The following is a 10,641-nucleotide window of genomic DNA, read 5'->3' as shown; positions in this document are numbered from 1 at the left end:
GGAACAGGATGCTTAGGACTGTTTACCGAACAGCTTTTTCAGCCAGGCGAACGGAGGCTGTTTCGGTGCTTTTTTGACAGGCAGACCTGTGCGTTCCCATTTTGCAATGCCATACTGCATGTTGAGCACTCTTTTGTGCCCATGCTTCTCCAGCATGCGGGCTGCCATAATGCTGCGGCTTCCTGTATGGCAGGCAAGAATCACTTTGCGGTTGGTGGGTATTTCCTTCATCATGCTCGAAAACCGGCTCATGGGCACCAGCATCACTTCATCAACATCAAAAGCCGTTCTCTTCACTTCACGGGCTTCGCGCACATCAATGAGCAGCGCACCTTTTTTAGTCATCGCAAAAGCAGCAGTTGGGTCGATATCTTTAACCTTCGTCATATAGTCATATACTTGTTTATTGAGTGGCGTAGGGGGATAATACACAATTCTCTTCCGGATACCCTTGATGCACAGATCAAATTGTGTTGAACGATGTGAGTGCAAGGCGGACGGAGCGGGAAGTTCACTAAATCAAAAAAGCTTCCGATATGCTGGAAGCTTTTTTTTTCTGCGGAGAGGGAGGGATTGATTCCGGCCTTTGGCCTCCACTCCTAAAGGGGCGGTCTCGCATTCGCTCGCCGTCTAAACGGCCTTTGGCCGTTTTCGAACCCTCTCTTCGGGTTCAAATCCCTCCCAGAAAGCCAAAACCCTGCCTTGCGGCAGGGTTTTGCGGAGAGGGAGGGATTCGAACCCTCGGTGCACTTGCGCGCACAACGGTTTTCGAGACCGCCACATTCAACCACTCTGCCACCTCTCCGGGGTGTTTTTTTTTGAGGGAGTTCGGGGGGTTTGAATTTAACAAATGGGGGGATATTCCCAAAGAGTCAGCGGGTTACTCGTTGTGCAGGTATTTGAACCTGATCTCCTTCCAGTCTTTCGAATTGATTATTTCGAGCAGGTTCCGGTTGAGCGTTTCTCTTTCCGTGCTTCTTGGGGGAAGGGCGAGGGCATAATATTCATGCCGGAACGATCGGTTGACAACCTTGATTCCGTGGATTTCTCCTGTTGTGATGAGATAGCGCAGGATGGGTTCATCGTAGACGACGGCGTCGAGTTTTCCTTGTTCAAGCAGATGGAGCGCATCGTTGACTGTAGGGAAGTTCTGGCCTCTGATTGCCAGTTCATCCAGAAATCTGCTGCTGGTTGATGCTTTGACTGTGCCAACTTTTTTTCCGTACAGGTCGTCAACCTGCCGGATTCCGGTACCGAGGGAGCCGACGGTCAGGGAGGTTGTCATTGCGGCGGTGAAGCCGGAAATGACAACAAGGCTGGTGAACATCCAGATAAGAGCAACAATCCGTCCGGGAGGGGTTTTGGGTGCTTTGTCGCCATATCCCACGGTGGTCATGGTTACAGCTGCCCACCAGAATCCCGACCAGATGCCTTCCACGGGCCCGCCACCGAAGTTGTCGGGATTGTTGCGCCGTTCGAACACCCAGACCAGAAACCCCGAAAGAAGCAACAGGAGAGAGAGCCCCCCAAGAACTTTCAGGAATGCGGGCGAAAACAGGCGCCGGAGGGCATATTCCCACCCATCGTCTTTTTCTCTGACGGCAATGGCCAGGCCCGATTGGAAATAGGGGTGGGAGAAATCAAGCTGCTCTTCGCGTTCCACGGTCATGGTGAGGGCTGCGGCTGCAATATCGACCCTTCTCACGGCAACCGCTTCTATCATATCGGGCAGGCTCATCGGTATGAAGGTGATGCCCAGGTCCTGTTTTTTTGCTATGGCGCGCATCAGGTCTATGGATATGCCTTCCCATTCTCCATTTTCCTTCTGCATTGCAAAAGGAGGGGAGTGCTTTGTGGCAACAGTGAGCTCTCTTTCCCTGGCTGAGGCGTCCCGGGTTCCTGTGGTCATGATAATGGTTATTGCCACGAGAGAGAGGAGTGCGAACCCGATCCGGCAAGCCCTGCAGGTTTTCTTTGCGATGCTTTGGCTGAGAATTGGGGTACGGGGGTGGTTCTGAAGCGGTGTGTGCATGATTGTGTCAGTTTTTATTCATGCTGGCGGGGGAGCGCTGAAAGCAGAAAAGCCTCTGAAGGGTATCAGAGGCTTTGTGTGTTCTGGAGCGGGAAACGAGACTCGAACTCGCGACCCCAACCTTGGCAAGGTTGTGCTCTACCAACTGAGCTATTCCCGCGTCAATTATTGAGCTGTTAATATAAGGATATTTTTTTTCTGTGCAACCCGCTCTTTATTTTTCCGGCTTTTCTTTCCCGGCCGGTTGAACATTTTTCTTTTACAGCTTTTTTCAGAGGTTGAGCTCCTTCATTATGGTTTCCATATCCTTGTCGCCTCTGCCTGAAAGGTTCACGATGATGATTGCCTCTTTCGGCATTGTGGAGGCTCGCTGTATGGCGTAGTGGATAGCGTGGGCAGATTCAAGGGCGCAGATGATCCCTTCGGTTTCAGCCAGGGTTTTCAGTGCCCCAAGCGCTTCAATGTCAGTCGCCGAAGTGTAGGAAACGAGACCGAGCTCCTGCAGGTGGCAATGCTCAGGGCCGACGCCGGGGTAGTCGAGCCCGGCAGATATGGAGTGGGCCTCCTGTATCTGACCGTCTTCGTTCTGCAGGAGTTTGGTCATGGCTCCGTGAAGTACTCCCGGGCTGCCCATGGTGAGGGATGCGGCATGGCGGCCCTCCAGCCCTTCGCCAGCAGCTTCAACACCGACGAGTTCAACGGTTGGAGTATCGGAAAGAAACTCGTAGAACATGCCCACGGCGTTGCTTCCGCCCCCTATGCATGCAGTGATGAGGTCAGGGAGATGGCCCTCCTGCTCGAGAATCTGGCGACGGGTTTCGCGGCCTATGACTGCCTGGAAATCGCGCACAATCATGGGATAGGGGTGCATGCCGACGACGGAGCCGATGATGTAGAATGTCTCTTCGGGGTTGTTCATCCAGTCGCGGATGGCTTCGCTGGTGGCATCTTTGAGGGTTCTTGAGCCACTCGTCACCGGACGGACTTCGGCACCAAGGAGCTTCATGCGGGCAACATTAGGAGCCTGGCGGCGGATATCCTCCTCTCCCATGTAGACGACGCACTCAAGGTTGAAGAGCGCGCAGACGGTAGCAGTGGCAACGCCATGCTGCCCCGCGCCGGTTTCAGCGATAACCCGTTTTCTGTTCATGCGCCTGGCCAGAAGAACCTGCCCGAGAGCGTTATTTATTTTATGGGCACCGGTGTGGCAGAGATCTTCCCGTTTGAGGTAAATCCGGGCGCCTCCACATTTTGCTGACAGCCCTTCGGCATGGTACAGGGGTGTCGGGCGGCCGACATAATCGGCCAGAAGACGGTCCAGCGTCTGCTGGAACTTCGGGTCATTTTTTGCCTGAATGTATGCCTCTTCCAGTGCCGCTGCGTTCTGGACAAGGGTTTCGGGTATGAATTTCCCGCCAAATTCACCGAATTTTCCAGCGTGATCGGGAGCAGAGTAGGTTGATGGCGACATGAGTTGTATGCGAGTGGTTGCAGCAGCAGGCTGGAGAGCCCTGATTGTCAGAAAGTACCGTATCATACGGCAATAAAAATTATATTTAATAATTTCCTCAAGAATATCACAACCAAAGACTGCCGACAGCCATTCCGTGAAGAGCTTGCAACAATCCATAAGGATACTTCTCCTGACCCTTTTTCTTCCGGCGTTTTCAAGCCTCGGCTTGTCTCCTGCGGCTTCGGGGCAGGAGCCTGCAGCAGCTGATAGCAGCAGTTCCTCTCCAGTCAAGCCATTCAGCGGGCTGTTTAAAGCACAGCCCGATACCCTTTCCGGCAGCGGGGGAGGGGTTTCAGGTCCTGTGGTCTATGCTGCCCGGGATTCTATGGTATACCTGCTTGACTCCAAGAAGCTTGAATTATGGGGAAAAGGAGTTGTGACGCATGAAGGGGCTACCATCAAAGCGCCGAAAATCATCATCAACAACGCCTCCTCAACCCTGACGGCATACGGGAAAACGGATTCAGCCAAAACCCTTGTCGACCCGGCAGCATTTTCGGATTCCGGCGGGGGGTTCAGCGGTGAGGTAATTACCTATAATTTTGATACCAGAAAGGGTCGCACCTTTGAGGCGAGTTCATCGTCCAATGGAATTATTTTTGACGGCGATGATGTTACCCGCCTTCCCGACGGCGATTTAAGCATCAAAGGGTGTTCGTTCACTACCTGTGACCTTGAAGAACCACATTACTGGTTTTCAGCCTCCCGTGCACATATTGCGCCCGACAGCTGGATTTCAGCCTGGCCGATTGTGATGTATGTCCGCCCTGAAATTTTTTCCTACCGTCTTCCCGTCATTCCCCTCCTTCCACTTCCCTACATGGTCTTTCCCATTTCATCAGGCAGGAAGTCAGGGTTCCTGATTGCCCGGCCGGGGGTGGATGGCGACGGATTCATGCTCTCGAATCTCGGGTATTTCTGGGCCATCAATGATTACATGGATCTCCGCCTTGAGGGAGATATAGGTGCAGGTGGCGACTGGAGGATCGGCGAGCGGTTCCGGTATGTGAAGAGCGGAGACTATTCGGGCTCACTGACAGGAGAATACAGTGAAGAGGAGGCAGGCAGCAGCTGGAACGCAAGGATCATACACAGTCAGGCAATTGACGAAAAGACCACCCTCAATGCAAACATGCAGTTTATTGGAGGAGAGCGGGAGACCGACCTGAACTCCATTGATTCGGAGACCATTGTCACTGAACAGTCGAATGCTTCAGCCTCACTTTCACGAACATTCCATGACAACAACAGTGTTGCCGAGCTCTCATACAACCGGTCAGAGGATCTGCGCAACAACAACTCATCACAGAGGGTGGCCTCCTCGTATTTCCAGAACAGGATATATCCCTTTTTGACCTCCAATGACTGGCGCTCGAATGTTTCCGTCGCAACCGGAGTTTCCTATGCCGGAGACTTCATTTCATCTGGCGACACCGAGTCAACCGGCAATGCCATCAATGCCAATGTGGATGTTGGCTATTACAAACGCTATTCCGACAACTTCACCGCACTCTTCACCCAGGGGCTGAGCATTCAGAATGCCGAGCCCGATACCACCCTTTACCCCACAGCCTATACGGGAGCAAGAGTCGTGATGCCGCTGCGGATGCAGTCTACCCTCTACCGTCATTTCAATGTGAACCCGTCGCTGACTTTTGTCCACTACGAGCCCGAATCCGATTCCGCCACCACCTCGTCAACTGTGGTGTTTTCCACCGATATCAGCACCCGGCTCTATGGCACGGTTGACACTCCCTGGCTTGAGCATCTTATGGGGCTGAAAGCCCTGCGCCATACCATTGTGCCGACGGTGAGCTATACATGGAACCCGTCGTTTTCGGGCACTGATTTTTCCTATGACCCCTACGGCTGGTACAACCCCCTCTTTTTCGGCAGGTTCGAGGCCCCCTCCTTCACCGGAGTGCCTGCTGGCCAGAGTACACTGGGCATTTCGCTCAAGAACCTTCTTCACGGGAAATTCCGTGGCAGCGAGTATCCCGGTATTGAAGGAGAAGAAGGGAGCGACAGGAGCCGGGAACTCCTCTCCTTGACAGCAAGAACGGAATACAATGCAGCAGCGGATTCACTGAAGTGGGCCCCCCTCACCCTCAGAGCCGAGGTCACTCCTTTTTCTGATCATTTCCTGTTGAGCGCGGGCGGGATGTATGACCCTTACAGCTACAACTCCTCAACCGGAGAAAGAATCGACCGTTCAAGCAGTTCTGAAGGGTATGGCATCATGCGTTTTGTGAAAGGGTTTGTCAACATGAGTCTGAGTTTTGAAGGAGACAGGCCCGGGGGGGAAGTATCGGGCACTTCAAGGAGCTCCGCGGCTCCGCTTGTCATGAATGCCAATCAGTCGACATTTCTTGAAAGCATGAACATGGGTGATTTCAGTGACATTGATTACACCCTGCCGTGGCAGATCCAGATGTCGCTGCTCCTCAGCAAAGACAGGACTGATTCAAACTATCCGGGCCGGACAGTTTCGGCAGAAACAATGTCGCTGCTCAACGCCATGGTGAAACTCGGCCTTTCCAGCCATTGGCAGCTGTGGCTCAATGCCGGCTATGACCTTCAGAAAAACGAGATGGCGTTTCCGATGGTGCAAATCCATCGCGACCTCCACTGCTGGCAGCTGGCGTTTCAGTGGGTCCCGTTCGGCGAGTTCAAGAGTTACTCACTTCAGATTGGCCTGAAGGCGCCGCAGCTTCGCGACATCCGTTTCAAACAGAGCGGGACATCACTTGGCGGCGGCTCTTGACGGCACTATTCAGAGCGTGTTGAGAATCTGGCGGAGCCGCTGGTTGAATGCTTCATGAGCATCGTGGTGGACGCAGTGTGACGCTTTAGGTATAATGAATGCAGCAGCTTCCGGCAGAAGTTCCTGAAACTCAGGAATGATTTTATGTGGCGGCAGAGCCACATCTTCAGCTCCCCATATCAGAAAGGTTTTCCCCTTGTAGTGAGAGGGTTTTTCCAGATGGTTGAGCTTGAAGTCATTCGGACGCCGTGATGGAGAGAGGTATGACCATGATGCTCCACGGTCCTGAAGGGGGCGGGTGAACTGAGTAACCAGTTTGCTGTCAACCTTGCTCTGGTTGTAGTAGGTAGGAGCCAGGCTCTGTCCAACGCCTATAGGATTGGCGAAAGCCGAAAACAGCGCTTCGCCGATGAGCGGGGAGGCGACAAGTCCGAAAAAAACGCTGTTCATGCCGTCCATGGTGTCGCCAAAAAGACCCGACGGATTGGCAAGAATAAGAGCCGCTACATTGCCGGGTTTGTAGTGGGCATAGAAAATTGCGCTTGCTGCCCCCATGGAATGGCCTACAATGACCACCCTGCTGATTTTTTTGAGCTCCAGAAAAGCATCTATCTGTGTGGCAAACAGTTCCAGGCTGTAGCGGACATTGGGTTTTTCGGATTGTCCGAACCCTATAAGATCCATGGCATAGATTTTATGGTTCGAAGCGAACTCCGGGATGTTCAGGTCCCAATGTTCTATCATGCCGCCATAACCGTGCAGAAAAAGGATGGGCGGTTTGCCGGCCTGCTCTGTGCCCTGCTCTGTGTAACGGATTTTGGCAGTTACTCCCTGATCAAGTTCCCATTGGAAATACCGCTCTGCTGCTGATGCTTTCATGATGATTTTTATTCACAATATACCTGTTACATTTCATAATCATATATTGTTTGTAGATGAAGGGGCTTCAGGAGTAACTCAGCGTACTTTGTGGGTATGGCAGACGGGAAGCTTTAGCGATAGATAATCAACCGGAGTGAAGCGAAGAATGCTGCAGGTTTCCAGAAAGTTTGAATATGGTCTTCATGCCGTCGCCTATCTGGCGATGAAGGGCTCAGGTGAAGCAGTAACCGTCAAAGAGATGGCCCGGGATATCGGTTTTTCGCAGGAGTTCCTTGCCAAGGCAATGCAGAACCTGACCCGTGCAGGCATTGCCTCTTCAGCTCAGGGGGTCAAAGGTGGATATATGCTTGCCCGGCTTCCGTCGGAGATTACTGTTGCCGATATTGGCCTGGCCATTGAGGGAGAGCCTCATATGGTCCGCTGTATCGTCAATGCCGACAGCTGCGAAATTTATTCCTCCTGCAGAATGCGCGGTTACATTATAGGGCTGCAGAACAGCATTCAGGGTCTCCTTGCCTCCACAACCGTTGCCACACTGCTGCAGCGCAACGAACACTAACGCTCAAGACATTCCACGCTCATGACCAAGAAAAGGCTCACGGATTCAGTCCCCTCTGAATCGAGTCTGCCGGATATACTTCTGAAAGGCATTACCACTCACAATCTTCAAAACATTACCGTCCGCATACCCAGAAACCGTTTTGTCGTTTTCACCGGGGTAAGCGGATCAGGCAAGTCAAGCCTTGCGTTTGATACGCTGTATGCCGAAGGGCACCGCCGGTATGTGGAGTCGCTTTCTGCCTATGTCCGCCAGTTCCTTGAACGCATGCCCCGGCCGGAAATTGAAGTGGTGGAGGGAATTGCTCCCGCCATTGCAATCGAGCAGAAACCCATACCGAAAAACCCCCGTTCAACGGTAGGTACCGTGTCGGAAATTTATGACTACCTCCGGCTGCTCTATGCCAGGATAGGCAAAATTTATTCGGCCGATACCAATGAACTTGTCCTGAAGCATACCCCTGATGATGTCGGCATGCAGGCCGGCTTTTTTGAAGAGGGTACAAAATTTTATGCAGGTTTTCCCTTTCCCTCCCATCACGACAGTTCCCGGCATGCCTGCCCGGTTCGTGACGAGATGACGAATCTCAAGAAAAAAGGTTTTTTCCGTCTTGTTTTCGGAGACACGCTGCTTGATTTGAACGACGCCGCCTCATGGGAAAAGGTTGCGGCAATGCGTGAGGCCGATCGGGCCACGCTTCTCGTTCTTGTCGACCGGTTTGTGACCCGTCATGATGAGAAGTTCAGCAGCCGTGTAGCCCAGGCTGCCGAGAGCTGCTTTGCTGAATCGGGAGGGTATGCCGTGCTGAGGGTTGTGGGGGGGAAAACCTACAGGTTCAGTGACCGGCTTGAGCTCAACGGAGTTGAATATCAGGAGCCCTCTCCCCAGCTCTTCGCCTTCAATTCCCCTATCGGTGCATGTTCGTCGTGCCAGGGGTTCGGCAGGATTGCAGGAATTGATGAAGATGCCGTCATCCCCGACAAGTCCCTGACGCTTGAAGATGGAGCCATTGTCTGCTGGAACTCAGAGAAATACCGGTGGAATCTTGAAGAGCTTCTTGCGGCAGCACCAAAGGCTGGAATAGCAGTTGATGTGCCCTATGCAAAGCTTTCACAGGCAAGCAGGGACCGTATCTGGAAAGGGATTCCCGATAGCGGATTCAAGGGAATCTGGCCCTTTTTTGCAGAGATCGAGAAAGATGCCGGCTATAAAATGCATTTGCGCGTTTTTCTGAGCCGGTATCGCGGTTATGCCACCTGTCACGACTGTGAGGGATCGCGGCTCAATCCCGATGCCCGGATGGTCAGAGTGTCGGGGAAGAGCATCAGCGATGTTGCACGGATGAATATTGACGACGCGCACGCTTTTTTCCAGAATCTCGACATCTCCCCGTTTGACCGGAAAGTAGCCGATGCGGTGCTTCAGGAAATCCGGAAGCGGCTCGGCTATCTTCTTGATGTAGGGCTCAACTATCTGACGCTCGACCGGTTGACACACACGCTCTCTGGAGGAGAGTTCCAGCGCATCAATCTGTCAACCTCGCTCGGTTCTCCTCTTGTCGGCGCCATCTATATTCTTGACGAACCCAGCATCGGCCTCCATCAAAGCGATTCAGCCCGCCTCATTACCCTCCTCTGCAAACTGCGCGATCTTGGCAATACCGTTGTAGTGGTTGAGCATGACCGTGAAATCATTGAAGCGGCCGACGAAGTTGTTGACCTTGGCCCCCGCGCCGGAAGGCTTGGCGGCGAAGTGGTCTTCCATGGTTCGGTAGAAGCCATGAAGGAGTCGGGGAGCTCGCTGACGGCCGAATATCTTCAGGGAAAGCGGTGCATACCCATTCCGGAGAAACGCCGGGAGGCCGTTTTCAGCAGCTGCATTGCCATTGAGGGCGCCATGCAGAACAACCTCAAGAATATCGATGTTCGTTTTCCCATCGGTGTTCTCACCTGTGTAACCGGTGTCAGCGGATCAGGCAAATCCACTCTCGTCAACGATATTCTCAAAAAAGGTCTGCTTCGGGAAAAAGATATCCTGAAGGAAAAAGTCGGCACCCACCGCTCCATTACCGGTGGATGGCTGATTGACCGTGTGGAGCATGTTGACCAATCGCCCATCGGGCGTTCAAGCCGCAGCAATCCCGTTACCTATCTGAAAATTTTTGACGATATCCGTGCTCTTTTTGCTGCAACCCCGGACGCGAAGGCCCGTGGATGGAAAGCAGGATATTTCTCGTTCAATATTCCCGGAGGCCGTTGCGAAGCCTGTGCAGGAGAGGGGAGCGTGCGCATTGAAATGCAGTTTCTGGCCGATATTGAAGCAGTCTGTGAAGATTGCGGAGGGCTCCGATACAAGCCTGAAACCCTTGAGGTAAAGTACAAGGGGCTCTCAATTGCCGAAGTGCTCGACCTTACCGTTCTTGAAGCCATTGATGTTTTCCGTACGGAAAAAGCCATTTCCCGAAAACTTGCCGTTCTTGACGAGGTCGGTCTTGGCTACATCCGTCTCGGCCAGTCATCAAGCACCCTTTCAGGCGGTGAAGCCCAGCGGCTGAAACTGGCCAGTTTCATTGCCAGAGCCGATGTTGAGCATACCCTCTTCATTTTTGACGAACCCACAACCGGTCTTCATTTTGAAGATATCCTGAAACTGACCAGATGTTTTGAAAAACTGCTGCAGCAGCAGAATACGCTTGTTGTTATTGAGCACAACCCCGACATCATCCTTCAGGCCGATTGGGTGATTGACCTGGGGCCGGGAGCCGGAGACCGTGGGGGAAGTATTGTCGGAGAAGGGACGCCGGAAGAAATTGCCGGAATGGACCATTCCCTGACAGGCGTCCATCTCCGCCCCTTCATAGGGAGCGGCCGGACGAAGAAGGAATAAGGGGG

7 protein-coding genes and 2 tRNA genes are annotated in these 10,641 nt (G+C 53.0%); 3 read left to right on the top strand and 6 right to left on the bottom strand.

Annotated features, from left to right (window positions below; translation table 11 throughout):
• Nucleotides 1-12: 12 nt before the first annotated feature.
• The 5 genes from EKD02_RS04775 to trpB form a co-directional block, all read right to left on the bottom strand.
• Entirely contained in the window at nucleotides 13-387 is a 375-nt protein-coding gene (locus EKD02_RS04775; RefSeq protein ID WP_185805698.1) for a rhodanese-like domain-containing protein, read from the bottom strand.
• 331 nt (nucleotides 388-718) lie between these two features.
• Nucleotides 719-805: transfer RNA gene (locus EKD02_RS04770), tRNA-Ser, on the bottom strand.
• Between the two features lie 75 nt (nucleotides 806-880).
• Nucleotides 881-2,032 (bottom strand): transporter substrate-binding domain-containing protein, encoded by a 1,152-nt coding sequence (locus tag EKD02_RS04765; RefSeq protein ID WP_126384103.1) that lies wholly within the window; start codon nucleotides 2,030-2,032, stop codon nucleotides 881-883.
• 84 nt (nucleotides 2,033-2,116) lie between these two features.
• Nucleotides 2,117-2,192 (bottom strand) — tRNA-Gly (locus EKD02_RS04760).
• Nucleotides 2,193-2,303: 111 nt separating this feature from the next.
• Nucleotides 2,304-3,503 (bottom strand): tryptophan synthase subunit beta, encoded by a 1,200-nt coding sequence (trpB, locus tag EKD02_RS04755; RefSeq protein ID WP_126384100.1) that lies wholly within the window; start codon nucleotides 3,501-3,503, stop codon nucleotides 2,304-2,306.
• A 136-nt stretch (nucleotides 3,504-3,639) separates the two neighbouring features.
• Here trpB and EKD02_RS04750 point away from each other — a divergent pair, with 136 nt between their 5' ends.
• On the top strand, nucleotides 3,640-6,309 hold the full coding sequence (locus tag EKD02_RS04750) for a putative LPS assembly protein LptD (protein ID WP_126384097.1): 2,670 nt from the start codon (nucleotides 3,640-3,642) through the stop codon (nucleotides 6,307-6,309).
• A gap of 9 nt (nucleotides 6,310-6,318) precedes the next feature.
• Here EKD02_RS04750 and EKD02_RS04745 read toward each other — a convergent pair whose 3' ends face one another.
• Nucleotides 6,319-7,188: an alpha/beta fold hydrolase gene (locus tag EKD02_RS04745; RefSeq protein ID WP_126342486.1), complete on the bottom strand. Its 870-nt coding sequence runs from the start codon at nucleotides 7,186-7,188 to the stop codon at nucleotides 6,319-6,321.
• Between the two features lie 148 nt (nucleotides 7,189-7,336).
• Between EKD02_RS04745 and EKD02_RS04740 the strand changes: the two genes are divergently transcribed.
• Together EKD02_RS04740 and uvrA are read left to right on the top strand one after the other, a co-directional pair.
• Entirely contained in the window at nucleotides 7,337-7,750 is a 414-nt protein-coding gene (locus EKD02_RS04740; RefSeq protein ID WP_011889832.1) for an RrF2 family transcriptional regulator, read from the top strand.
• Nucleotides 7,751-7,771: 21 nt separating this feature from the next.
• Entirely contained in the window at nucleotides 7,772-10,636 is a 2,865-nt protein-coding gene (gene uvrA, locus EKD02_RS04735; RefSeq protein WP_126384094.1) for an excinuclease ABC subunit UvrA, read from the top strand.
• The last annotated feature ends 5 nt before the right edge of the window (nucleotides 10,637-10,641 follow it).

This window comes from Chlorobium phaeovibrioides (genome assembly GCF_003968655.1).
Taxonomy (GTDB): domain Bacteria; phylum Bacteroidota; class Chlorobiia; order Chlorobiales; family Chlorobiaceae; genus Chlorobium; species Chlorobium phaeovibrioides.
This window is presented reverse-complemented; position numbering and strand designations above follow the sequence as displayed.